The 25,267-nt window shown below is 53.8% G+C and carries 21 protein-coding genes and 1 pseudogene; 14 read left to right on the forward strand and 8 right to left on the reverse strand.

Going from position 1 to position 25,267, the window contains the following annotated elements:
- Nucleotides 1-207, forward strand: a pseudogene (locus tag CPA45_RS22775) (hypothetical protein); the annotation flags it as partial.
- A 93-nt stretch (nt 208-300) separates the two neighbouring features.
- Here CPA45_RS22775 and cmoB read toward each other — a convergent pair.
- Both cmoB and cmoA read right to left on the reverse strand, forming a co-directional pair.
- The gene (gene cmoB, locus CPA45_RS00010; protein ID WP_096649144.1) at nt 301-1,311 is read right to left on the reverse strand and encodes a tRNA 5-methoxyuridine(34)/uridine 5-oxyacetic acid(34) synthase CmoB; all 1,011 of its coding nucleotides are present in this window, start codon (nt 1,309-1,311) and stop codon (nt 301-303) included.
- 1 nt (nt 1,312) lies between these two features.
- Nucleotides 1,313-2,056: a carboxy-S-adenosyl-L-methionine synthase CmoA gene (gene cmoA / locus CPA45_RS00015; protein WP_096649147.1), complete on the reverse strand. Its 744-nt coding sequence runs from the start codon at nt 2,054-2,056 to the stop codon at nt 1,313-1,315.
- 113 nt (nt 2,057-2,169) lie between these two features.
- On the opposite strand from cmoA, the gene pgi reads away from it, so the two are divergent.
- The 4 genes from pgi (at nt 2,170) to serB (ending at nt 9,156) form a co-directional block, all read left to right on the forward strand.
- Nucleotides 2,170-3,864, forward strand: coding sequence for a glucose-6-phosphate isomerase (gene pgi, locus CPA45_RS00020; RefSeq protein ID WP_096649150.1), 1,695 nt, complete (start codon nt 2,170-2,172; stop codon nt 3,862-3,864).
- Between the two features lie 181 nt (nt 3,865-4,045).
- The gene (gene parE / locus CPA45_RS00025; protein ID WP_096649153.1) at nt 4,046-5,941 is read left to right on the forward strand and encodes a DNA topoisomerase IV subunit B; all 1,896 of its coding nucleotides are present in this window, start codon (nt 4,046-4,048) and stop codon (nt 5,939-5,941) included.
- A gap of 6 nt (nt 5,942-5,947) precedes the next feature.
- Nucleotides 5,948-8,200: a DNA topoisomerase IV subunit A gene (parC, locus tag CPA45_RS00030; protein WP_096649156.1), complete on the forward strand. Its 2,253-nt coding sequence runs from the start codon at nt 5,948-5,950 to the stop codon at nt 8,198-8,200.
- A gap of 20 nt (nt 8,201-8,220) precedes the next feature.
- Nucleotides 8,221-9,156: a phosphoserine phosphatase SerB gene (gene serB, locus CPA45_RS00035; protein ID WP_096649159.1), complete on the forward strand. Its 936-nt coding sequence runs from the start codon at nt 8,221-8,223 to the stop codon at nt 9,154-9,156.
- Nucleotides 9,157-9,262: 106 nt separating this feature from the next.
- Here the strand turns inward: serB and CPA45_RS00040 are convergent, their stop codons facing one another.
- Nucleotides 9,263-10,099, reverse strand: coding sequence for a DUF6694 family lipoprotein (locus CPA45_RS00040; RefSeq protein ID WP_340639792.1), 837 nt, complete (start codon nt 10,097-10,099; stop codon nt 9,263-9,265).
- Nucleotides 10,100-10,259: 160 nt separating this feature from the next.
- On the opposite strand from CPA45_RS00040, the gene CPA45_RS00045 reads away from it, so the two are divergent.
- The 3 genes from CPA45_RS00045 to CPA45_RS00055 are packed head-to-tail and all read left to right on the forward strand — an operon-like array spanning nt 10,260 to nt 13,995.
- Nucleotides 10,260-11,111, forward strand: coding sequence for an ion transporter (locus CPA45_RS00045; protein WP_096649162.1), 852 nt, complete (start codon nt 10,260-10,262; stop codon nt 11,109-11,111).
- Nucleotides 11,112-11,121: 10 nt separating this feature from the next.
- Nucleotides 11,122-12,840 (forward strand): 2-isopropylmalate synthase, encoded by a 1,719-nt coding sequence (gene leuA, locus CPA45_RS00050; protein WP_096649165.1) that lies wholly within the window; start codon nt 11,122-11,124, stop codon nt 12,838-12,840.
- A gap of 6 nt (nt 12,841-12,846) precedes the next feature.
- Entirely contained in the window at nt 12,847-13,995 is a 1,149-nt protein-coding gene (locus tag CPA45_RS00055) for a hypothetical protein (protein ID WP_096650188.1), read from the forward strand.
- A gap of 201 nt (nt 13,996-14,196) precedes the next feature.
- Here the strand turns inward: CPA45_RS00055 and epmB are convergent, their stop codons facing one another.
- Complete coding sequence (gene epmB / locus CPA45_RS00060; protein ID WP_096650189.1) at nt 14,197-15,219, reverse strand: EF-P beta-lysylation protein EpmB; 1,023 nt, start codon at nt 15,217-15,219, stop codon at nt 14,197-14,199.
- Nucleotides 15,220-15,320: 101 nt separating this feature from the next.
- Here epmB and efp point away from each other — a divergent pair, with 101 nt between their 5' ends.
- Both efp and epmA read left to right on the forward strand, forming a co-directional pair.
- Entirely contained in the window at nt 15,321-15,887 is a 567-nt protein-coding gene (efp, locus tag CPA45_RS00065; RefSeq protein WP_096649169.1) for an elongation factor P, read from the forward strand.
- An 89-nt stretch (nt 15,888-15,976) separates the two neighbouring features.
- Nucleotides 15,977-16,957 (forward strand): EF-P lysine aminoacylase EpmA, encoded by a 981-nt coding sequence (gene epmA, locus CPA45_RS00070; protein ID WP_096649172.1) that lies wholly within the window; start codon nt 15,977-15,979, stop codon nt 16,955-16,957.
- 3 nt (nt 16,958-16,960) lie between these two features.
- Here epmA and asd read toward each other — a convergent pair whose 3' ends face one another.
- The 3 genes from asd to rsgA form a co-directional block, all read right to left on the reverse strand.
- Nucleotides 16,961-17,794: an archaetidylserine decarboxylase gene (gene asd / locus CPA45_RS00075; protein WP_096650190.1), complete on the reverse strand. Its 834-nt coding sequence runs from the start codon at nt 17,792-17,794 to the stop codon at nt 16,961-16,963.
- 10 nt (nt 17,795-17,804) lie between these two features.
- Nucleotides 17,805-18,647: a sulfurtransferase gene (locus CPA45_RS00080; RefSeq protein WP_096649175.1), complete on the reverse strand. Its 843-nt coding sequence runs from the start codon at nt 18,645-18,647 to the stop codon at nt 17,805-17,807.
- 130 nt (nt 18,648-18,777) lie between these two features.
- Nucleotides 18,778-19,797, reverse strand: coding sequence for a small ribosomal subunit biogenesis GTPase RsgA (gene rsgA / locus CPA45_RS00085; protein WP_096649178.1), 1,020 nt, complete (start codon nt 19,795-19,797; stop codon nt 18,778-18,780).
- 147 nt (nt 19,798-19,944) lie between these two features.
- On the opposite strand from rsgA, the gene orn reads away from it, so the two are divergent.
- Nucleotides 19,945-20,538, forward strand: coding sequence for an oligoribonuclease (orn, locus tag CPA45_RS00090; RefSeq protein WP_096649181.1), 594 nt, complete (start codon nt 19,945-19,947; stop codon nt 20,536-20,538).
- Here the strand turns inward: orn and queG are convergent.
- Complete coding sequence (gene queG, locus CPA45_RS00095) at nt 20,514-21,662, reverse strand: tRNA epoxyqueuosine(34) reductase QueG (protein WP_096649184.1); 1,149 nt, start codon at nt 21,660-21,662, stop codon at nt 20,514-20,516. The genes orn and queG overlap by 25 nt on opposite strands.
- 104 nt (nt 21,663-21,766) lie before the next feature.
- On the opposite strand from queG, the gene CPA45_RS00100 reads away from it, so the two are divergent.
- Genes CPA45_RS00100 through CPA45_RS00110 form a run of 3 tightly spaced genes read left to right on the forward strand, consistent with a single transcriptional unit; the run spans nt 21,767 to nt 25,262 of the window.
- Nucleotides 21,767-23,260: an NAD(P)H-hydrate dehydratase gene (locus tag CPA45_RS00100; protein WP_096649186.1), complete on the forward strand. Its 1,494-nt coding sequence runs from the start codon at nt 21,767-21,769 to the stop codon at nt 23,258-23,260.
- A gap of 11 nt (nt 23,261-23,271) precedes the next feature.
- A complete protein-coding gene (gene tsaE, locus CPA45_RS00105) occupies nt 23,272-23,769 on the forward strand; it encodes a tRNA (adenosine(37)-N6)-threonylcarbamoyltransferase complex ATPase subunit type 1 TsaE (protein WP_096649189.1) in 498 nt (165 codons plus the stop codon).
- A complete protein-coding gene (locus tag CPA45_RS00110) occupies nt 23,760-25,262 on the forward strand; it encodes an N-acetylmuramoyl-L-alanine amidase (RefSeq protein WP_096649192.1) in 1,503 nt (500 codons plus the stop codon). The genes tsaE and CPA45_RS00110 overlap by 10 nt, the downstream gene beginning before the upstream one ends.
- Nucleotides 25,263-25,267 lie beyond the last annotated feature (5 nt).

A 25,267-nucleotide genomic window follows, 5' to 3' on the forward strand; every position in this document is an offset into this window, starting at 1 on the left:
GCTTTCCTACTTCCCCGAAAAACTTGGTCCCTGATGTTGTTAACGAAGCGATCAAACCTACTGACCACACTGGCAGGACTGACACTCGCGACGCTGTTGTCGCCTTCTGCCTGGGCGCTGGACGAGAAGGCACAGGCTGCCAAAGATGAAGGCATGCGGCTATGGGACATTTCAGAATGGATAGAAATGCAGCCCTACTTGGAGTGATCTGCCGCAGCCGGTGAAGTGCATGGTTGCTTAAAGCCATGGCTTCCGGCTATGCCCCATTTTTGACGTTGCCGCTAGGGCGGCGACATATTCCTACTCCGGCTTATTCGCCAAAATTACCGCCCGGCGGGGGGCGGGGTAGCCTTCAATGGTGCGGGTGCGGTCATTGGGGTCAAGAAAGTCTGCCAGTGACTGGTAGGTCATCCATTCGGTTGAGCGTTGCTCTTCTAGCGTGGTGACCGCCTCATCGACGACCCGAACATTGGTGAAACCACTGCGTTCCAGCCAGTGGCATAGTGCCTTAGAAGAGGGTAGGAAATAGACATTTGGCATCGCAGCGTAGCGTTCACCGGGCACAAACACCGTTTGTTCATCACCTTCAACGACCAATGTTTCTAGTACCAGCTCGCCACCGGGGGTTAGTGCATCTTTCAACTGTTGTAAGTGCTCAAGGGGCGAAGGGCGGTGGTAGAGTACCCCCATGGAAAATACGGTATCGAAAAAGCCCAGCTTTTCCGGCACGTCTTCAATACCTACCGGCAGAAACTGAGTGCGCCCGCCATCTGCATCGCCAACAAAGTGACGTACCGCCTGAAACTGCCAATAAAAGCGTGGAGAAGGATCAATCACCAAGACAAATGCGGCTCCTTCACCGGCTATGCGCCATGCGTGGTAGCCGCTACCGCCACCAACATCCAGCACCTTACGGTATTTAAGGGGAGCAAGGTGTGGGGCAACGCGCTGCCATTTCCAGTCGGAACGCCATTCAGTGTCAATATCAATACCGCCCAGCCGAAAAGGGCCTTTGCGCCAGGGGGCTAGCTTTCTCAGCAGATTGAAGCACTGGCGCTGTTGACTATCGCTTAAAGCAACATCGATTGTCAGTGTGTCACTGGTTAGGTCAACGTGCCGCTCATCAGGCAGGGCCGGCAGTTTAGCGACGGCTTTCTCCCAGGCCGAAAGATCGCCATGGCGCTGGCGGTCTAGCCCTCGGGCGAGCTGTTCGGGCAGTTTGGCAAGCCACGGGGTTAAGGTGGCATCCTGGGTGGCTTGATCTAAAAATGCTTGGTACAGCACGCGATGATCGTCAGGAAGTAGCGGCACGTCACCCCTCCTTAAAGGCGATCAGTGAGGTGAAGTTAAGGTACTGGAACCACGTCATCGAGCGGGGAAAGCCCGCCTGAGCTAAACGGCCGTGGAGGGCGTCCAGGGTATCGGGAATCAGTACGTTTTCTAAGGCTGTGCGCTTTTGGCTAATTTCCATATCACTGTAGCCATTGGCGCGTTTGAAGTCGTGGTAGCGCTCAACTCGCCAGGCGTTGTCTCGCTCGTCGGCATCAATGGTTTTTTCCGACAAAATCAACACGCCCCCAGGCTCAAGGGCATCGTACAGCCGTTTCAATAGTGCATCACGATCGGCGGGGGGGAGAAACTGCAGCGTAAAGTTGAGAATGATCATGCCGGAAGGCGCATACTCAAGTGTACGTATGTCAGCTTCTTCAACCTGCATGGTGTGGTTAGAGCACTCTTCCTGAAAGGTTTGTTTGGCCCTGGCCACCATCGCAGGAGAAAGGTCTACCCCTGTGTAGCGAAACGCATCAGGGGGTAGCACGCCCGCCAGTGCCAGTCCAGATGCCCCCAGTGAACAACCCAGGTCGTAGACATGGGCGCCGTGGCGCAGGTGACGCTGGGCAATCAAGCTCAACATGCCAAGAATTTGCCCGTATCCGGGCACCGAACGACGAATCATATCAGGGAAGCACGCGACCACCTGTTCGTCGAAGGAGAACCTTGCCACCTTATCTAGGGGTGTTGAAAAGATAGCGTCGCGGTAAGATGCATCACTCATGGGCTAGCCAGGTTTATTAATGAGGCTGCGTAGTTTACGCGCCCTTGGTTAACCAGAACAGACCTGTCTATAACGATTCCTGCTGCATGGAACGACGCCAAAGGAGAGGGCACATGGCTTCAGCAACACGTACCACCCCTGATACGCTACCCGCTTGGCAAACGCTGCAACAGCACGCTCAGTCGCTGCAACGCGTTCATTTGAAAAATTTGTTCGGCGACGATGCCAGCCGTTGGACCAACTTTACCCGCCAGGTAGCAGGGCTTACCCTGGACCTTTCCAAACAGCGTTGGGACGATGACACGTTAGAGCATCTGTTAGCGCTCGCCCATGAAGCCGGTGTGCCAGCAGCAATTGATGCACTGTTGAGCGGGAAGCGGGTAAATGTGAGCGAGAACCGTCCTGCGCTACACACTGCTCTGCGGTTACCAGCCGATGCCGTTCTAAATGTGGAAGGCACTAACGTGGTCGGTGATGTGCACGAGAGCCTCGCCCAGATGGAGCGCTTAGTTCAGCGGCTGCATGCAGGGCAATGGCGGGGTGCCACTGGCAAGCCGATCCGCCATGTGGTGAACCTGGGGGTGGGTGGCTCAGACTTAGGTCCGCTAATGGTCACTCATGCGCTGGCAGATTATCGTCCGAAAGGTATTCACCCGCTAGAAGTGCATTTTGCGTCCACTATGGATGGCTCTCAGCTGGCGGACTACTTAAGCCGCTTTAACCCTGAAACGACTATTTTTGTGCTCTCGTCTAAGTCGTTTACTACCATCGACACACTTTCCAACGCCAATACGGCTAAGGACTGGTTGTTAGGCCGGCTCTCAACACATGGCGATATACCAAGTGCTACGCCCTTAAGCGCAGAGTTAATTGTCCGCCAGCACTTTATTGGGGTTTCTGCTTGCCCTGAAAAAATGAGCGAGTGGGGAATTACGGCAGACCACCAGCTTATGTTCTGGGAGTGGGTTGGCGGGCGTTATTCGTTGTGGGGGACCATTGGCCTGCCCATCGCATTGGTAGTGGGCATGGATAATTTCCGTGAGCTACTGGCGGGCGCCCACGCAATGGATACGCACTTCCGCGATGCGCCTATGGAAGACAACCTACCGATATTGCTGGGCTTAGCGGGTATCTGGAATGTTAACTTTCTGGACATTCGTGCTCATTCAATTCTGCCTTACGATGGACGGTTAGAGTACTTTGCTGCCTATCTTGAACAGCTGGAGATGGAGTCCAATGGCAAATCGGTTACCCGCCAAGGGCACCCAGTCAGTTACTCTACCTGCCCAGTGCTATGGGGCCAGCTGGGTCCCAATGCTCAGCACGCTTTTTATCAACTGCTTCACCAGGGGACTCAGTCGGTGGTATGCGATTTTATTGCCCCGTTGAAGCGCTACGATGATGTAGAAGATCCAGATACCCGCCGCCACTTAAAAGCCCAGCACCGCTTAGCGTTGGCGAACTGCTTTGCTCAGTCTCGGGTACTCATGCTGGGGGATGACGCCTTGGAAGATGATGGGCCGCGCCCTGAGCATAAACGCTATCGGGGTAATCAGCCTTCCACCACGGTGCTACTGGATAAACTAACGCCCGCCACCTTGGGGGCGCTGATCGCCCTATACGAGCACAAGGTATTTGTGCAGGCGGTGATTTGGGATATCAATCCATTTGATCAATGGGGGGTGGAGCTAGGCAAGCAAATTGCCACCGACACCCAGGCGATTATTGATGGTAAAGGTGATATCTCCCGTATGGACGCATCCAGTCGCGGTTTGATTGAGGCATTCTGGGCGGCAGAGCAGGAGTAGTAGAGCAGGAGTAGTACGGCATTTTGATTATCATGGCTGGATATACAGCTTTTTGCTTTTCCGCTATCCTGTGCTCTTTCGTCGGCCGCCTGCTGTGCTTTAAAGCAGTACCTTTAATTATGCTGTGTGGCCGCCAGGACTATTTTTTCAGGAAACGTTATTTTTCAGGAACCGACGCTACATGACCCAGTTTGATGCCTCCCAGTACGGCGCGAGCTCTATTGAAGTCCTGTCCGGGCTCGAGCCGGTACGTAAGCGTCCCGGTATGTATACCGATACCTCGCGGCCCAACCACCTCGCCCAAGAGGTGATCGACAACAGTGTCGATGAGGCGCTTGCCGGTCACGCATCAGCGATTAGTGTGGTGCTGCATAGTGATGGGGCTATCGAGGTGCAGGATAATGGTCGTGGCATGCCAATCGACCTGCACCCTGAGTATGGGGTATCGGGTGTTGAGTTAATATTTACCAAACTTCACTCGGGGGGGAAATTTTCCTCCTCCAGCTATCGCTTTTCAGGCGGCTTACACGGTGTTGGGGTTTCGGTGGTTAACGCCCTGTCGCGCCGGTTAGACGTAGAGGTCACCCGCAATGGTGCGCGCCACGCCATGGCGTTTGAATTTGGTGAAAAAGTCGCAGAGCTGCACGAAATTGGTAAAGCCGCCAAGCGGGCGACTGGCACATTAGTGCGGTTTTGGCCCGACGAAAGCTACTTCGACAGCCCTAAGCTTGCGCTTTCCAAGCTAAAACATCTGTTACGTGCCAAAGCGGTGCTGTGCCCAGGGCTTTCTGTCACGTTGGTAGAGCCTGATGGCACTAAAACCGAATGGGCCTACGCTGATGGCTTACGCGACTACCTGGCTGAAGCTACCGATGGTTACGAGGTGCTGCCCAAAGAGCCCTTTGTTGGTCACTTTGTGGATGATGAGCACGGCGTGGATTGGGCCATTCAGTGGTTGCCCGAAGGTGGCGAAGCGCTGTTGGAAAGCTACGTCAACCTGATTCCTACGCCTCAGGGTGGCACCCATGTGAACGGTTTTCGCTCAGGGCTGTTGGATGCGCTGAGAGAGTTTTGTGAATTCCGCAGTTTGCTGCCCCGGGGTATTAAGCTTACCGCCGACGACCTGTGGGAGCGGGCTTCCTTTGTGCTGTCGGTGAAGATGCTGGATCCCCAGTTTGCCGGGCAGACCAAAGAGCGCTTATCGTCGCGTACCATTGCTGGTTTTGTTTCCGGAGTGCTGAAAGATGCTTTCTCGCTGTGGTTGAACCACCACGTTGAGCAAGCAGAACAGCTGGCTGAAATGGTGATTAGCGCCGCCCAGCAACGCCAGAAAAAATCCAAGAAAGTTGCCCGTAAAAAGGTCACCTCCGGCCCTGCACTGCCTGGCAAACTGGCTGATTGCTCCGGCCAAGACCCTGCCCTGAGCGAGCTGTTTTTAGTAGAGGGTGATTCAGCAGGGGGCAGTGCTAAGCAGGCGCGCAACCGCGAAACCCAAGCGATTTTGCCGCTGCGCGGAAAAATTCTGAACACTTGGGAAGTCGATACCCACGATATTTATGGCTCCCAGGAAGTTCATGATATCGCCGTAGCAATTGGTGCCGACCCAGGCAGTGCCGATTTGGAAAAGTTGCGTTACCACAAGGTGTGCATCCTCGCCGACGCCGACTCTGATGGCCTGCATATCGCTACGTTGCTGTGTGCGCTATTTGTGCGTCACTTCCCAAGCCTGGTAGACGCAGGCCACGTGTATGTGGCGATGCCGCCGCTTTACCGTATCGATTTAGGTAAAGAGGTGCACTACGCCCTGGATGAGAGCGAGAAAGCCGCCATTCTCAAACAGCTGGCCAAGAAGCGTGGAACACCCAACGTCCAGCGCTTTAAAGGCTTGGGTGAAATGAGCCCATTACAGCTGCGGGAAACCACCATGGCTGTGGAAACCCGCCGTTTAGTTCAGCTCACCCTGGAAGAGGGCGACGGCACCATGGAAATGATGGATATGCTGCTGGCCAAAAAGCGAGCCAGCGACCGCAAAAAGTGGCTAGAAGATTACGGCAACCTCGCAGACATTGAGGTATAACCCCCGATGACCATGGATATTCAAGTAGCGGAGGGCGACGTCGAACGACTGTCCCTGCGCGACTACACCGAAAAAGCGTACCTCGACTACTCGATGTACGTTATTTTAGACCGCGCCCTGCCTAACATCGGCGATGGCATGAAGCCCGTGCAACGGCGGATTATCTACGCCATGCGTGAGTTGGCGCTGCACGCCAATGCCAAGTACAAAAAGTCAGCACGTACGGTTGGTGACGTACTGGGTAAATTCCACCCCCACGGCGATAGCGCCTGCTACGAAGCGATGGTGTTGATGGCCCAGTCGTTTAGCTACCGCTATCCACTGGTAGATGGCCAAGGTAACTGGGGTAGCCCGGATGACCCGAAATCCTTTGCTGCTATGCGCTATACCGAGGCCAAGCTTTCCAAGTTTGCTGAAGTACTCCTGAGTGAGCTAGGCCAGGGGACAGTGGAGTGGACGCCGAACTTTGACGGCACTATGCAAGAACCTGTCGTATTGCCAGCCCGACTACCTCATGTGTTATTAAATGGCGGTACCGGCATCGCAGTAGGTATGGCGACAGATATACCGCCGCATAACGTGACGGAAGTGGTCGAAGCTACCTGCCACCTGTTGCGTAACCCCAACGCTACCACTGCTGACTTGATGGAATTTGTGCCTGCGCCAGATTTCCCAACCGATGCGGAAATTATTACTCCGCCAGCAGACCTGCGGAAACTCTACGAATCTGGGCGTGGTTCGGTCAAGCTGCGTGCGCGTTACATTCGCGAAGAAGCCAATATCGTTATTACTGCGGTGCCCTACCAAGTGAGTGGCGCCAAGGTGCTTGAGCAGATAGCTGCTCAAATGCAGGCCAAAAAATTGCCTATGGTGGCTGATCTTCGTGATGAGTCGACCCACGAAGAGCCCACCCGCCTAGTGATTGAACCGCGCTCTAATCGCGTTGATGTTGAATCACTCATGGCGCACCTATTTGCGACCACTGACTTAGAAAAGAACGTGCGGGTGAACATGAACGTGATCGGTCTGGATGGCCGCCCACGGGTCATGCCGCTACCCGAAATGCTGGGGGAGTGGTTACAGTTTCGTCGTAGTACGGTGCGTCGCCGCTTAGAGCATCGCTTAGGCAAAGTGGAAGATCGTCTGCATATCCTGGAAGGCCTATTGATCGCCTACCTCGACCTTGATGAAGTGATCCGTATTATTCGCGAGGAGGACGACCCAAAAGCCTCGCTGATGGCTGCCTTTAGTCTCTCTGAGCGACAAGCAGAAGCCATTTTAGAGCTACGCCTGCGTCATCTTGCCAAACTCGAAGAGATGAAGATCCGAGGTGAGCAAGATGAGCTAGAGAAAGAGCGCAAATATCTGCAGGGGCTGCTGGGTAGCGAAGCCAAACTCACCACACTGATCGAAAAAGAGATTCGTGCAGCGGGTAAAGAGCATGGTGACGAACGCCGCTCACCCTTGGTTGAGCGTGCAGAGTCCAAGGCACTTTCTGAAGTCGAGCTAATGGGAGCTGACCCCATTACGGTGGTGCTGTCCGATAAAGGCTGGATTCGCGCAGCTAAAGGACACGATATCGATCCCGAGGGGCTCTCCTATAAGGCCGGCGATAGTTTCCACTTAGCGGCCCGAGGCAAAACCAATCAGCCGCTGGTGTTACTGGATGATACTGGGCGTGCCTATACGCTATCAGCACATAACTTACCTAGCGCCAGGGGGCAGGGGGAACCCGTCACCGGACGTGCTAACGTTGCTGCTGGAGCGAAAATGGCGGGTCTGATGTTGGCGCCACCCGAACGGCGCTTTTTGCTCGCTACAGATGGCGGCTATGGTTTCGTCGCGCGGCTCGATACGCTTACCGGTAAGAATAAAGCCGGTAAAGCGGTCCTTAGTGTGCCCAAAGGGTGCAGTGTAATGGCACCTATAGAAGTGCCTGAAGGTGAAGGGTTATGGGTAGCCTCGGTGTCCAATGAGGGTAGGCTGTTGCTCTTCCCATTGACGCAACTACCTGAAATGGCCAAGGGGAAGGGCAATAAAATGCTCGATATTCCTGGCCCTCGTGCGGCGCGCCGAGAGGAGTTTGTGCGAGCTATTACCGTGGTGGCTGAAGGCAGGGAGCTGATTATTCACGCGGGTAAGCGCAAACTCACCCTAAAAGCGGATGATCTCGCGTATTATCACGGCGAGCGAGGCAGGCGGGGGAGTAAGCTGCCACGTGGTTTCCAAAAAGTCGACCAATTAGAAGTAGGGGACTAAATAATGGCAGGAGCTAAGTGATGGCACGCGGTGATCTCCTTTTAACTGTATTAGCGCCGCGTTTAACAGCGGATATTCACGCGCAGGTGGCCGCTTTGGTCGCGCAGTTTGGCCTGCAGGAAGTAAGCATGCAGCAGCTGGCTGATGCGACGGCGTCACATGGCCAGGGCATTGACTGCACTGAGCAGCGTTTGAGTATGGGTAGTGGCAGCGCTGACCTTGACGCCCTGCGTCATGCTGCGTTATCGCTGGGTGAAACGCTGGACGTGGATATTGTTATTCAGCAAGATGAGCGTGATGCGGTGAGCCCCCGGTTGGTTTGCTTTGATATGGATTCCACACTGATTAAAGCCGAAGTGATTGACGAGTTGGCTCGTCGTCATGGGGTAGGCGATGAAGTGGCCGAAATCACTGAGCAGGCCATGCGTGGTGAGTTAGATTTCAAACAAAGCTTTCGTGCTCGAATGAGTAAGCTTGAGGGGCTGGATGAATCTGTGTTGGCGGAAATTGCCGCTGAGCTACCGCTGATGGATGGCGTTGAGCGCCTGATGAAAAACCTCAAACACTTGGGTTTTCGCACAGCGATTTTATCGGGCGGCTTTACCTATTTTGCCCACTATCTCCAGGACAGGCTTGGGTTTGATGAAGTCCATGCCAATGAACTGATCATCGAAGGTGGCAAAGTAACCGGTGGTGTACTTGAGCCGATTGTCGATGCTGAGCGTAAAGCCGACCTATTGGAGCATATTGCCCAAAGGGAGGGGTTTACCTTGGCGCAAACGGTTGCCGTAGGTGATGGTGCTAATGATCTGAAAATGCTGGCTAAAGCAGGGCTTGGCGTGGCATTTCGTGCTAAGCCGCTGGTGCGTGCCCAGGCGCGCCAGGCACTTTCTACAGCGGGTCTTGATGGTGTGCTTTACTTAATGGGCTACGGTGCGGCAGATTTAATCGACTGACAGATAGGTACAAGACAAGCCTGTGTTTAAGTAGTAACCCGGTGTTTAAGCAAACAGGTACTGCAGTGATGGCTAGCGGGGCGGTGCTGTGACACCGCCCCCTGCATTACTCATCAGCTGGCTGAGGAGTGGTGCTGCCATACTCGTGACGCAGCGTTTCAAGCCGTGCAATTTCATTGTCAGTCAGTGGAGGTGTACTCCAAAGCGGCTTGCCCTGGGCATCATTTACTCCTTGTAGGGTTAGCGTGAGAACCGCATTGCTAGGGATCTGGTCATTACCCCAAGGGCCAAAACGGTTCGGCGCAAGGCTCCAGTGAGCGGTTTCACCAGGCGCTAGCCCACCTGAAATGCGGTAGTAGAACGATTCATCGACCCAAGCCACTTCCTGGTTGGGGCTTTGCAGCAGACCACGAAGCAGTAGCTCTGAGATGGCTTGGTCGGAACCGTTAGTTACCTCAAGGTCAATCACTGGCTCCGGAGCACCAAAGGGACTGTTGCTGATATAGTATCTGGCCCTGTCGATACTCACCTGCGCTAGCTGCTGCTGGTCTTGCTCCGCATTAGCTTGTTTTGTTTCCAAGCGTTCAAGCATGCGCATTGCTTGCTCGCGCTCCCGTGCGCGACGCTCGCGCAGCATTCTATCGGCGCGCTCGATAACTTCGTCACCGGTCAAGCCATGCATATACGCATTGGCCGTTTCGGCAATCTCAGCGGCATTCATACGGTGTGGGCTTAATAAATTCACGCTACTAAACGATGACATAGCGATAATTTTTAGCGCTTGGTCAAACTCATCATGCTTATAGGTAGGCAATGAATTGCGTACTTTTTCAACAGAGACAACCGCCGCAGGCATTGAACTGGTATCGATTTTGGGGTCTGAGCACCCCGCCAATACCAGTGCCGTTAGGGATAGTGTCGACAGCCTAAATAGGCTCCACATAGGTGTACCTCACAACAGGCTAACAAACCGGGGGGAGCTTACCGTAAAGTAGTATGGACCACTAGCAGACAAGCCGAAAACTATGCATATGTCGGCCATGTGGAAAGATCAATAGTTTGGTATAAAGTGTGCCGATTAACCCCTAGAGAAACCTTGCTCCATGAGTGAACCCTTCAATACTTGGCAGGACCGTTTCGAAAAGCTGCGCAGTAATAAGCTATTTGAAACAGTGGTGATTGCCATTATCGTCGTGTCTGCCCTAATGATTGGGGCGCGAACCTACGATGAAGCGAGCCAGTTTGAGCAGTGGCTCATGTACCTTGACGTTGCGGTCACGGTGTTCTTTTTGGTTGAGTTGTTGATTCGCATGGCGGCAGAGCGAAACTTAATCAGCTTTTTCAAAAAGGGTTGGAATGTTTTCGATTTCCTCATTGTGACGGCTAGTCTCATACCCATGGATGATTCAGAAATGGTGCTGTTGGCGCGCCTGTTAAGAATCTTCAGGGTATTGCGCTTGGTATCGATGATTCCCGAGTTGCGCTTATTGCTGGTGTCACTGGTTAAGTCGATCCCGCGGATGGGCTATGTCGCACTGCTGATGTTCATTATTTTTTATATTTACGCTGCTATTGGTAGCTTTATCTTCCATGAGGTTGATGAGCAGCTATGGGGTAATATCGCTCTCGCCATGTTGACGCTGTTCCAGGTGGCGACTTTTGAAAGCTGGGCGACAGCAGTGCTTTATCCCACTATGGAGCACTTCCCCTATGCCTGGATCTATTTTCTGACCTTTATCTTTCTGAATGCGTTTATTTTCCTGAACATGATGATCGGCATCGTGCTGGACGTCATGCAAAAAGAGAGCGCGCTGATTGACTTGGAAAGCGGCGAGGGAGAGGCTGCAGAGATACAAGGATTACGTGCTGACGTAAAAGCGTTGCGTAGCCAGCTTGACCGTATGGAAGCCGCGCTTACCCAGCGTGCTGACACACCCAAAATCGACCGACGTTAGGAGCCCCGCCATGATGCTATCAGAGCCTTCGAAAAAATATCGTCCCTTCGTGGCTGTAGAGCTACCCGATCGCCAGTGGCCAAACCAACGTATTGAAGTAGCGCCTATCTGGTGCAGCGTTGACTTACGGGACGGCAATCAATCTTTGATTGATCCGATGGATCAAGAGCGTAAGCAGCGGTTATTCGATAGGTTGCTTAAAATCGGCTTTAAAGAGATTGAGGTCGGTTTTCCTTCGGCGTCGCAGACTGATTTCGACTTTGTGCGCTCGCTGATAGAGCAGGACAAAATTCCCGAAGATGTGACCATTCAAGTGCTGACTCAGGCACGTCCACATTTGATTGAGCGCACTTTCGAGGCCTTAAAGGGCGTCAAAAATGCGATTGTTCACGTCTATAACGCCACTGACCCAATGTTTCGTCGAGTGGTGTTTAACGTCGATAAAGCCGAATGTATTCAAATAGCGGTGGACGCCACGGCGCAAATTCGTGACTTGATGTCAGCTCATCCAGAGACGAATTGGACCTTTCAGTACTCTCCTGAACTGTTTACCACCACCGAGATGGATTTCGCGGTAGAGATCGTCGAAGCGGTAATGGACGCTTATGGCGCCAGCGCCGATAAACGTATGATCGTCAACCTGCCGGCCACTGTAGAGGTGGCGACGCCAAATAACTACGCTGACCAGATTGAATGGTTCTGCCGTCACGTTAAAAATCGTGATCACTTGATCGTTAGCGTTCACCCCCATAATGACCGCGGTACCGGAGTTGCAGCGGCAGAGTTGACGCTGATGGCAGGTGCTGACCGTGTGGAAGGGACGTTATTTGGCAACGGTGAGCGTACCGGCAACGTCGATATCGTCACCTTAGCCATGAACATGTATACCCAGGGTGTCCACCCGCAGCTCGACTTCTCCAATATCACCCCGATCATGCGTGAAGTGGAGTACTGCAACCAACTGCCCGTACATCCGCGCCATCCCTATGTGGGGGACTTGGTGTTTACCGCTTTCTCCGGCTCCCATCAGGATGCGATTAAAAAAGGCATGGCGGATCGCCGCGCTAACCCTGACGCTGTTTGGGATGTGCCGTACCTGCCCATTGACCCGTTGGATGTGGGGCGCAGCTATGAGGCGGTGATTCGCGTTAACAGCCAATCGGGTAAAGGCGGTGTGTCTTACCTGCTGGAGCAGGAGCACGGTATTGAATTGCCACGTCGGCTTTCCATTGAATTTAGCCAGGTGGTGCAAGAAGTAGCTGAGCGCACCGGTAAAGAGATCACCTCGCAGATGATCTATCAGGCGTTCTTAGATGAGTACCTTGAGAAGCGTGCTCCCTTTGGACTCATTAGCCACCGTCTCTCTTCTGAGCCTGATAGTCCCAAGGTGACGTTGGAGGCTGTGTTGGAAACCAAGCTAGCAACTGACACTAGTCGTCAAACGTTAAAAGGTGAGGGTAATGGCCCATTAGCTGCTTTTGTTAAAGCGTTGGTGGCAAATGGGCAAGATGTGGAAATCATCGACTATCACGAGCACTCCCGTGGTCAGGGGGCCGATGCCGAGGCCATCGCCTATGTAGAAGTACGTATCGAGGGTAACGCGGTATTTGGCGTGGGGACGGATGAGAGTATTACCAGCGCCTCCATGAAAGGGGTGCTTAGTGCCATTAATCGACACCTTTCTACCCAAGCTCCTGCTGCGAATGTGACGGTGGAGTCGCTGGGGTAAATGGCGATGCGGCCTTGGCAACTCATCGTGTTAACAGCGATTGTGATCGCAGGGCTGCTATCGGCCGTCGCTTCTAACGAGCCGTTTGATTCTCGGCTGGTGCACCTGGAAGTGCGGCGAGCGCTTCCAGCGCTTGCACCAACGCTTGAGCAAGAGTCACCCGAGATCAACGCGCTATTTCTCAGCTACGCGGCAGATCAGCCGCTGTGGATGAGTGCCTCGCTAGCGCTATATCGTCACAACGATATAGCGCGGAGTACGCTGCTCGACTATGGCTTTTCTCCTCAATTCCAGGAAGTGCTGGTGCGCTTTGGCGCCGATGCGGTGCTACCGGTGAGCTATTTCCGTGACCATGATATCGCCACGCTGCGTGCCCAGCACTGGGTTGGCGAGCGCTATCAGCAAGTCAGCCGCTGGTGGAGCGATGAGCCGTCGAATGGTGCTGAGATAAATGGTACAGCCGAAGCCGCAATAGCAGAATTAACTCCCTATCGACGTGGTCAGATGGGCATTGCGTTACTGGAGACCAACGGACACGGGCTGCTCAACCAGTTTGTGATAGGCGATGAGGGTAATGTTGAGTGGCTGCAAGGCGAGCGGGTAGTGTCGGGTGTGGGGGATTTCTTCACTAGTGGTTTACGCGATTTGGAAAGCCAGTGGAGACGCGGTGAGGCAATAGGCGCCAGTGACCTTGGCTGGGCTGGCGTTGATATATTGGTGATGGCCAGTACTGTCAAAGTGTTAAAAGCAGCTCGAACTGCACGTGCTGCCCGAGTAGGCAGCGTTGAAGCTCAGGGTACACGTGCAGGACTGCAGCAAGGAATCATTGCCTCTGGCGGTCGTTTCTCCACGCTGCCGCGCATGGCCAAGATTGCTGCGGTGGCTACCACCGGTTATGTGGTCGTTCGCCACCCGAGTCTAGTCAGTGCCTTAGGTGCTAACCTGTCTCAATGGCTAGGCTGGCCAACATGGCTTGGGCAGTTTCTTATCTGGCTCATTGTGCTATTGCCGGTGTTGATCATTACCCGGTTTATCTACCGCTGGCTGCTTACGCCATTGTTATGGTTACTGATGCCATTGATGCGGGTGTGTTTTAGGGCCGCTAGCCGTTCACGTGCCAGCCGAACTCAAGAGCAGTCCAAGGAGCTCGGCTAGTTAAGGCCCGTGTGTATGTGACTTACGGACGAGCCCTATAATCGGCGCTATGAGCGACTCACCAGCTATCCCTGCCAGCTACCAAGTCCGTAGCTACCAAGTCCGTAGCTACCAAGTCAGGTGATTCCCCGCCTTCAATGAACGTGCCTGCGTTACGAATAAGGCCACACTTTCACTTCCATGGTTTTGCCATTCATAACGTCACAGTGGCGTTTTACTCCCTCTGCCGGGCACTTCCCGCACGAGGCGCGGCATTAAGAATCCGGGTAAATGATCGCGCAATTGAGTGACCAATGTGCGTGCTTCATCATCGGGTACGTTAAAGTGGGCGGCACCCTGCACTGGGTCTAATACATGCAGGTAATAGGGCAGAACTCCTGCTTCAAATAGCCGTTCAGATAGTGTCTCTAAGGTGGCTACATCGTCGTTTACACCACGTAGCAGTACGCTTTGGTTAAGTAGCGTAGCGCCTGCTTGCTTAAGGCGCGTGCAGGCATCCATCACCGCTTGGTCAATTTCATTGGCGTGGTTAATATGCAGCACCACGACTTTTTGCAAACGAGTTGACGATAGCCAGCCAAGTAGGTCGTTATCAACGCGGTCTGGGATTACCACTGGCAGGCGGGTATGGATGCGCAACCGTTTCAGGTGCGGGATACTTTCAAGCTGTTCGACAAGCCATGACAGCTGGCGGTCGTTGGCAGCAAGCGGGTCGCCACCGGACAAAATCGCTTCATGTATAGAGGTGTTCCCTCGCAAGTAATCAAGTGCTTCCTGCCACTGGGCACGTGAAGGCGAATTATCACTATAGGGAAAGTGGCGCCTAAAGCAGTAGCGGCAGTTAATCGCGCAGTTGGGGCTGGCTATTAATAGTACGCGGTTTGCATACTTATGAATCAACCCTTTAACGGGTAGATGATCGGCTTCTTCCAGCGGATCTGTAACATAGCCGTGAGGCGTTAGCATTTCATCGCTAATGGGGAGAACTTGGCGGAGCAGTGGGTCATCAGGGTTATTGGCCTTAATTCGTGCCAGGTAGGCTTCGGGCACGCAAATATCAAACTGCAGGTGCCCTGCGTGAGCACCAGCTAGCCACTGGTCGCTCAAACCTAGCCGTTTGCAAAGGGCATTAGGGTCGCGGATCGCCTGGGAAAGTTGCTGCTGCCATGAGACTGGTGCCTGGGCAGACGTGCACTTACCAGCGATAATGATGTTCTCCTGCAAAAAGCCCTCCTTCGGGTTATCATGCGCGCACAGTTGAAGAACGATATAGCGAAGCGTGGCTTCGCGCATTATGCTACTGAAATAAAACATTGAGAGGCACTATGGCGAACTATTCTACCAACGAATTCAAGGGCGGTTTGAAAGTAATGCTCGACGGCGATCCCTGTTCGATCGTTGAGAACGAACTAGTTAAGCCAGGTAAGGGGCAGGCGTTTAACCGCGTTAAGCTACGTAACCTGATGACTGGTCGTGTGGGTGAGCGTACTTTCAAATCTGGTGATTCGCTGGAAGGCGCCGATGTCATGGATTTGGAGATGGAGTATCTCTACACCGATGGTGACATGTGGCACTTCATGAAAACCGATGGCTCCTTCGAGCAGTACGCTGTGGAAAAGAAAGCCTTGGGGGATACCGTTAAATGGCTTAAGGAGCAGGTTCCTTACACCATTACGCTGTGGAATGACAAAGCAATCTCTGTCACACCGCCCAACTTTATTGAGTTGGAAGTCGTTGAGACTGATCCAGGCTTGAAGGGTGATACAGCCCAGGGCGGCTCCAAGCCTGCTACGCTTTCATCCGGTGCTGTTGTACGTGTACCACTGTTTATCAATCAGGGTGAAGTGCTAAAGATTGATACCCGCTCAGGTGAGTATGTATCGCGCGCTTAATCACTGATTGATCAATAAGTCACGTAAGAGCCTAGCCCATAAAGCCACGCTGTACGCTGCGTGGCTTTATTACGTTGGGGAGAGAAGAAATGACGGTTAACTGGCGGCCGACAGCCTCAATTGAAACTTTGCGCGAGCGTGCGCGCTTAATAGCTACTGTGCGGGCTTTTTTTGCTGAGCGCGGCATCCTGGAAGTGGAAACGCCGGTATTGGGGCAGGGGGGGAGCACTGATGTGCATCTGGTGTCGCTTTCCACTCGGGCGCGTACTGATAAAGGCCAGCGTAGGCTGTGGCTGCAAACCTCACCAGAGTTTCATATGAAGCGCCTGCTAGCGGCGGGTAGTGGACCGATCTTTCAGCTTGCCAAGAGCTTCCGCGATGGTGAAGTGGGGGGGCGCCACAATATCGAATTTACTATGCTGGAGTGGTATCGCCCAGGGTTTACGCTTGCGCAGCTGATTGATGAAACCACCACGCTGGTTGCCACTGTGCTGCCAAGCTTTGCGGGCCCAGTGGTGCACTATCGCTATCGAGAACTATTTCATACCCACCTGTCGATTGACCCGTTTACTACCTCACTTGATGCATTGCGGACGTTGGCAGCAGAGCGTGGCCAAATGTCTATTCATGCATTAAAAGAAGAGGGGCGAGATACTTGCCTGGATCTATTAATGAGCATGGTAATTGAACCGCAGCTTGGCCAGAATGAACTAAGCGTGGTGGTAGATTACCCTGCTAGTCAGGCGGCCCTGGCGCGTCGCCATCAGGATGCGGATGGCGAGTGGGTAGCCTCGCGGTTCGAGCTTTATCTAAACGGTATTGAGCTGGCAAATGGCTATGATGAGCTAACCGATGCCGAGGAGCAGCGTCTGCGGTTTAGTGAAGATAACACTGAGCGACAGCGCTTGGGCTTGCCGGAAGTAGATGTGGATGAGCATCTGTTAGCCGCGCTGCAACACGGTATGCCTGAAAGTGCGGGTGTGGCGCTAGGAGTGGATCGTCTGCTGCAGCTGGCACTGGGTAAAGCACGCCTGGAAGACGTGCTCACGTTTTCAACACCTAACTGCTAATGGTTAGGGTGTACCCAGCGTTTGGCCCATCTCCACCTTTGCACCAAGAGGGTTATTTTCAAAGGTGACTGGCTCGGCAAAGCACATTACTACCGTGGAGCCTAGCTTAAAACGGCCCATCTCTGCGCCTTTTTCCAGGATGACTGGCTGGCCGAACTTCATACGCTGGGGATGACCGGAAAGCGGTGTTACCTGGCCTGCCCAGACGGTTTCGATAGCGGCGACGATCATCGCGCCGACTAGCACCATAGCCATGGGGCCGTGCTCAGTATCGAAAATACATACTAGGCGCTCGTTGCGGGCAAACAGGCCTGGCACATAGTTAGCAGTTGCCTGGTTAACCGAGAAAAGCCTTCCTGGTACATAGATCATTTCCCGTAGTGTACCGCTCACCGGCATATGTACCCGGTGGTAGTCTCTGGGGGAGAGATAGACAGTGGCAAAACTTCCGCCCATAAACTCTTCAGCCAGTGTGCAATCGCCACCCAATAACGTTTGAGCGGAGTAAGTGTGCCCTTTGGCTTGCACCAATTGGCCTGCGGTTAGGCGGCCATACTGGGAGAGCGTGCCATCGGCGGGGCTTAGTAGGCCCCCGCCTAGTGGGCGGGCATCGGCCTTTAGCGCCCTGGTGAAGAAATCGTTGAACGTGGCGTAGGCGGTGGGGTCTGGTTCCAGCGCTTGGCTCATATCGACATTAAAGCGCTTGATAAACGCCTTGATCAGGGTGTCTTTTACCCAGGGGTTATCACACTGGGCGAATTTGCCTGTCAGGCGCGAGAGCGCGTGGTGGGGCAATGGATATTGGAGTAGCGAAAAGGCTTTTTGAGAAAGGGTCACAGTAATATCTTCATTTTTCAATCGGAGTGTCGTCGCGGTTGCCCCATTCGCCCCAGGAGCCTGCATAACCGCGCATATTAAAGCCCAGTGCCTTGCCTACCAACCAAGTAAAGCTGCTGCGATGGTGGCTCTGGCAGTGGGTGGCAATTTCCATTTCCGGCGTTAGGCCGAGTGCTCCTAGCTCCGTAATGAGCTCGGCGTAGTCGCGGATGCGTAGTGCGCGGTTGCGATCCATTGCGTGCAGCCAATCCATATTGACGGCACCCGGTATATGGCCTAGATGCTTATTGTTACCGCGTATACCATCGTACTCATCTTTGGAGCGGGCATCCCATACCGCAAACTGCTTATCACCGAGCTTTGCTTTAATCTCGTCGCAGGTAATGGCCACCTGCGGATTGAGTATTTCGGCATGATATTCACTGGAGGTGGGGGCGACTGGCTCGACACTCTGATCAAAGCCCGCATCGCGCCATGCGTGAATGCCGCCATTCAGGTAGGAGTAACGGGTATGTCCGATTAACTCCAATGTCCATAGTAGCCGTGCTGCCCAACCGCCACCTTCATCATCGTAGGCCACCACGTGGGTATCGCGGGTTAGGCCAAGCGCACTAAATAATTGTGACAGGAACTCAACCGTGGGCACTTCGTTGGGCACTGGCCCTTCGCCGCGCATCAGGTAGCGAAAATCAAGATAAATGGCACCCGGTATATGGCCCTGACGGTAGCTGTCACCATTCGCCGGTACATCAATGATTAGCAGCTGCGGGTCATCTATATGCTGCAGCAGCTGTTCGGGTTCAACAATTAACGGCAGTACATTGGTTTCCGATGAGTGACTGACGGTGCTCATGTACGGCTCCCTGTCTCTATAATTTAAGGCTATTTAGGAGTTAAGGCGATAGAGCCTAAAGTGATAGAACTTAAGACGTTAGCACTTAAGACGTTAGCACTTAAAGCGATAGCACTTAAGACGCTAGCAACTATGTGTTCAAGCTATCAAGAATGCGCCGATAGCTGGTAAAGCGCTCTGGATGAATCTTGCCTGCCTCTACTGCTTCGAGTAAAGCGCAACCTGGCTCATTGCGGTGTCTGCAGTCGCGGAAGCGGCAGTGACCGAGGTATGGATGAAATTCAATAAAGCCATCGGTGACTTCCTGCTCATCTAAATGGATCAGGCCAAACTCACGAATACCCGGAGAATCGATCAGCTCGCCGTTACTCACCTCGTCGCTACGCATGGCATATAGCCTAGCCGTGGTGGTGGTGTGGGTACCCTTGCGCGAGTCTTCTGACAGAGCGCCAATGCGCAAGGTTTCATCGGGCAGCAGTAGATCAATGAGCGATGATTTGCCCACACCGCTTTGGCCTACAAACACCGAAGTACGGCCTTCCAATTGCTGGCGCAGTGCATCCAAGCCTGCTGGATTAGCTGTGGTGGTGCGTACCACGGGGTAGCCTAGCTGGTGGTAGCGCTCTAATAACTGACCTAGCTCACCGCCATCTTCGGGCAGCAGGTCGGTTTTATTGAGCACCAGTACCGGTGCAATACCGGTGGCCTCGGCGGCGACCAAGTAGCGGTCAATCAGGTTTGGGTGAGGTGCAGGCTCGACGGCAAATACGATCAGCAACTGATCAATATTGGCGGCGACGGGCTTTAATTGCCCGCGGGCATCTGGGCGCTTCAGGATGCTATCGCGCTCTTCACGTGCGACGACGACTCCAGAGCCATCCTGGGCTGCTCGCCAAATTACCCGGTCGCCGGTGACTAAGCCATCGAGGTTGGCGCGTAGGTGGCAGCGTACGGGCGTGCCGTCAGCATTGCGCACTTCCAGTGTGCGGCCGAAATGAGCCATTACTCGGCCCGGCTGTTCGGGGCCGTACTCACCCGCGGAGAGTTTTTCAGCATCTTGAACGTCGCGCTTTTCAGCACGTTGGGCACGTTCTGCTTGAATCTTCTCGACCCGCCACTGCTGCTGACGGCTTAATTTACGTTTGCTCATGACCACCCGTTGCTCGGTACAATAGGGGCATTGTACCCACCTGGGTGGCCTACTGTCCTGTATAGGGTTCGGGTTAGGGTAATATAAGCCACACTTTTACTTAATTCGCCGTCTTTTGAGGGCGAAAATGGCCAAGGAATGAAAGCAATGAGTGAACAAACCACACAGGGTGTTACACCACGCAGTGATCTATTGGTTTGGATCGACTTAGAGATGACCGGTCTAGAGCCAGACAAAGAGCGCATTATCGAGGTGGCGACGTTAATTACCGATGCCGATTTAAACGTGGTAGCGGAAGGGCCGATAATTGCGGTGAAGCAGCCAGATAGCCTGTTGGCCAAAATGGATAACTGGAATCAAAAGACCCATGGAGAGTCAGGTTTGGTCGCGCGGGTAAAAGCCAGTCAGATAGACACCGCTGAGGCCGAGCAGCAAACCCTGGCATTTTTGCAGCAGTATGTGGCGGCCGGTACGTCGCCCATGTGTGGCAACAGTATTCATCAGGATCGTCGCTTTTTAGAGCGTGAGATGCCTGCGCTGCTCAGTTTTTTCCACTACCGTAACCTGGATGTATCTACCCTTAAGGAGTTGGCAAAGCGCTGGAATCCAGGGGCGCTGGTGGGCTTTAAAAAGCAGAATGTTCATTTGGCAATGGATGATATTAAAGAGTCTATTGCTGAACTGGCTCACTATCGCAGTACTTTCTTGCGTGTTGATCAAGCCGGAGACGAAGAGGAGTAAAGTGTTTTAGTGGAAATGCGCTCACCGCGCTTAAGACGCTGCTCCTCAAGCGCCCAGGCGACATGTTCCCGCACCAACGCGCTGGGGTAAGCTCTACGTGCAAATAGTGCGGCTTCTACGGCTTCGCTCCAGGGAGCGTTGCCGAGGCCAATGGCGATATTGCGCAGCCAGCGCTCGTAGCCAATGCGCCGAATGGGGCTGCCAGCGGTTTTGTCCAGAAACTCTGCCTCGCCCCAGGCAAATAGACTGATAAGTGACGCGCGGTCAAGGTCGTGGCGTGGGGTGAAGTCGTCTTCCTGTGTGGTGCGAGTGAAGCGCGTAAAGGGGCATACCAGCTGGCAGTCGTCGCAGCCATAAACGCGGTTGCCCATAGGGCGGCGAAATTCAATTGGAATCGCGCCATGCAGTTCAATAGTGAGATACGAAATACACTTGCGTGAGTCGACCACTTTATCGTCAACGATGGCGCCGGTTGGGCAGGCGGTGCGGCAGGCGCTACAGCTGCCGCAGTGTTCGTGCTCAAAGGGTGGGTCAATGGGTAACGGTAGGTCGGTATACAGCTCGCCCAGGAAAAACAGCGAGCCTGCTTTGGGGTTGAGCAACATAGCATTTTTGCCAAACCAGCCAAGGCCTGCTTTTTGCGCGAGGGCGCGCTCCATTACTGGCGCTGAGTCGACAAATGCACGGTAGCCGATTTTTCCGACTTCCTGCTCAATCTTTTTCGCCAGTAGGGCTAAGCGTTTACGTATTAATTTGTGATAATCGCGGCCAAGAGCATAGCGGGACACATAAGCGCGCTGAGGTTGCCCAAGCACTTTTGCGCTTTCAACCTCAGCGGGCAGGTAGTCCATACGTACGCTGATCACCCTCTGAGTGCCAGGTTCAAGCTCTTCAGGGCGAGTTCGCTTAGTGCCATGCTTGGCCATAAAGCCCATCTCGCCGTGGTAGCCTTTCTCAAGCCAAGCATTCAGGTGCGTTTCGTGGGCGGCAAGTTGGGTATCTGTTATACCTACTTGCTGAAACCCGAGTTCGCGGCCCCAGCGCTTAATTAGCTCGGCAAGTTGGCTAAGCTGTTCACTAGTAAGTTGTTCACTAGAGAGTGGAAAAGTGGTGGAACTTGGCATTGTCAGTCAGCGTTAACCCGTTAAGCACGTTATGCTAACGCATTAGCCGCTGCTACAACATGCTGTCAGTGATAATGCTGGTGTAACACCCACAAGGAGATACCGTGTCCACGTTGAGTACGTCTTCACTACGCCCCCTCTACACCGCGGCGCAAGTGCGTGAGCTTGACCGCCGTACTATCGCGGGTGGAATCGAAAGTTTTGCCCTGATGCAACGGGCGGCATCCAGCGCTTGGCACAGCTTTCGTTCCCGTTGGCCTCATGCACGCAGCGTTACCGTGCTATGCGGCAGTGGTAATAATGGTGGCGACGGCCACGTGTTGGCGGCACTGGCAATGCAGTCGGGATTAAAAGTGCAGCGCATTTCTCTTAAACCGTTGGCTGTGTTGTCTGGAGATGTTGCCCGGGCAGCCGAACTTGCAACCGCGGCGGGTGTGGGGTTTGACGAGTGGCAGCCGGGCACCACATTGGTCGGTGAGGTAGTGGTAGATGCACTGCTGGGGACTGGGTTGGCCGGTGAGGTGGCGGGCGATGTAAAGCGCGCGATTAGCGCGATTAACGAGGCTAGCCAGCCGGTGTTGGCGTTGGATACTCCTTCCGGGTTATCTGCTGATACCGGGGCAGTGCTTGGTACAGCCGTAATGGCGACCTGCACGGTGACGTTTATCGGCGATAAAGTAGGTCTCCATACTGGAGATGCACCTGCCTATACCGGTGAGATTGATTTTCGTCCCTTGGGTGTTAAAGCTCAGGTGTATTTTGATATTCCCCCCTCGGCCTGGCGGCTGGATGACTCTCTTTTACTAGAGGCTTTTAGGCCGCGTTCACGCATATGCCATAAAGGCAGCCTGGGGCATGTGCTGGTAATGGGCGGTGCGCCAGGCTTTGGTGGCGCGGCACTGCTTGCTTCCCAGGCAGCGGCACGTTTAGGTGCAGGTAAGGTCACCTTAGCAACTTCTCCAGAACATGTGACCGCAAGTTTGGTGCGTTGCCCTGAGGTGATGGCTCACGGCATTCGTGGAGGCGCTGAGGCTGGCATGTTGCCCTCACAGGCGGATGTTGTCGTAGTGGGGCCAGGATTAGGGCAGGGCGCCTGGGGACAGGCGATTTTACAGAGCGCCTTGCAGTCATCTGCTCCCCTTGTTGTCGACGCCGATGCGCTTAACTTGCTGGCTAGTCACTGGCCAGAAGAGCGTCGTGATAATTGGGTTTTAACGCCCCACCCAGGCGAGGCTGCACGGTTACTGGGCTGTTCGGTGGCAGATATTCAGTCAGATCGGCCAGAGGCAGCGCGAGCACTACAGCGTGCACGAGGAGGGGTAATCATATTGAAAGGTGCTGGGAGCCTGGTGGTTGGGCCAAGTGGGTTAGTGGTGTGCCCCTATGGGAATCCCGGCATGGCGAGTGGCGGTATGGGGGACGTGCTAAGTGGCATGTTAGGTACGCTGGTAGCACAGAGTAGCACTATTGAACAGGCAGCTTGGTTAGGCGTTATGGCTCACGCGTTGGCGGGTGATGAGGCTGCAAAAACCGAGGGAGAGCGTGGCCTGCTGGCGAGTGATCTGGCATCCTATGCGCGAGCGTTTATTAACCCGTGAAGGCAGCCTACATGCAGGTGCAATTGAGTAATGAAACATTCCATGTGGCGTTTGGTGAAGCGCTAGGACAGGCGTTGAAAGGCCGTGGGCGTGTTTACTTAGAGGGCGACTTAGGCGCAGGCAAAACCACGTTAACACGAGGTATTTTGCGAGCGTATGGCTTTCAAGGGGCAGTGAAGAGCCCTACGTACACCTTGGTTGAGCCCTATGAAATAGGCGAGCAACGTATCTATCATCTGGATCTTTATCGTCTTGCTGACCCTGAAGAGCTAGAGTTTATTGGTGGGCGTGACGTGTTGGCCGATGGCGCGCTTTGCCTTATTGAATGGCCTAGTCGTGGAGAAGGCTGGTTGCCAGCACCAGACTTGCGTATAGAACTTAATGTTGCTGAGCAAGGGCGACTCGCAGTGTTAACAGCGAATAGTGAGCTAGGTGAGCTGGCTGTGAAGGTACTTGCGAAGCAAGCAGACGACATGCAACAGGAGCATGGTGTGATTCAATGGAAATGATAGGCGTATTAAAACGCTTAGCGCGTAAGTTAACTGCTGGCTGCGTCCTGACATTAGCAAGTATATCGTTGCTGCAGGCGGCTACTGTGGAAAGTATGCGCATATGGTCAGCCCCTGATCACGCACGCCTGGTATTCGACCTTTCTGAAGCTGCCAGTGCGAATGTTTTTTCGCTAGACAATCCCGCACGCTTAGTCATCGACCTTGATGAGAGTCGAATGAATACCGATGCCTCAACACTACCGCTAGATGGTAGTGCCATTGATGCTGTGCGTACCGGTACACGAGATGGCGGCGGACTACGAGTCGTGCTAGAACTCAACCGTGAAATCTCGCCACGTCACTTCTCCTTGCCGCCTAACGACCAGTACGGCCACCGTTTAGTCGTCGATCTGGAGTATCCTGGCGAGAGTGCGGTAGAGAACCCGATTGACCCTATTGAGGCGATGATCCGCGATCAAGAGATAATGGCCCAGCGGGCCAGTGTGCAAGCAGATTTACAGATAGCGGATGCGCAGGTTTCAGGTAGCGAAGCAGCCCCACCTGCAGAGCAGCGCCCACGCCCCGAAGCAGTACAGCAGCCTGCTCAGCCACATCCGCAGCGGGATATTATTATTGCTATTGATCCTGGTCACGGTGGAGAAGATCCAGGTGCAATTGGTCCAGCGGGTACCCGAGAGAAGGATGTAGTGCTTGAAATCTCACGTCGCTTGGCGTCGGAGATAAATGGCACGCGTGGCTTTAAGGCGGTATTAATTCGCGACGGTGATTACTATTTGGGATTACGCCAGCGTACCCAACTTGCCCGGGAGCAGAAGGCTGACTTTTTTGTTTCCATCCATGCTGATGCCTTTACTAGTCCTCGTCCTCAGGGTAGCTCAGTTTATGCGTTGTCTCAGCGGGGGGCGTCATCAGAAACTGCTCAGTGGCTAGCGGATAGCGAAAATCGTGCCGATCTAATAGGTGGCGTCGATGGCAGTCTTTCCCTACGTGATCGAGACCAAGTGCTGCGTGGTGTGCTATTAGACCTGACCATGACAGCAACGCTTAATGATTCGCTTTCGGTCGGTAGCCAAGTGCTGGAGCAACTTGGGCGTGTTAATAGGCTGCATAAATCTCGTGTTGAGCAGGCTGGGTTTATGGTGCTTAAGTCTCCAGATATTCCTTCGCTGCTTATTGAAGTAGGGTTTATCTCTAACCCGGAAGAAGAGCGACGGCTTCGCGACCCGGTGCATCAGCAAGGACTTTCTACTGCTATTTTTAGAGGGATGCGTGAGCACTTCGAACGCAACCCACCGCCAGCGAGCCTGCTGGCTTGGCAGAGAGATAATCAGCGCCAGCCGAGTGGCAACGAATACCGTATTCAATCTGGGGATACGCTATCGGCAATTGCGGTACGCCATGGTGTGCCTGTCAATCAGTTAAGGCAGGTGAACGATCTCAACGGCGATGTGATTCGCGTCGGTCAAGTGCTGCGTATTCCCAGTTCATGATAATA

Origin of the sequence: Vreelandella nigrificans (assembly GCF_002374315.1) — a bacterium.
Lineage (GTDB): Bacteria > Pseudomonadota > Gammaproteobacteria > Pseudomonadales > Halomonadaceae > Vreelandella > Vreelandella nigrificans.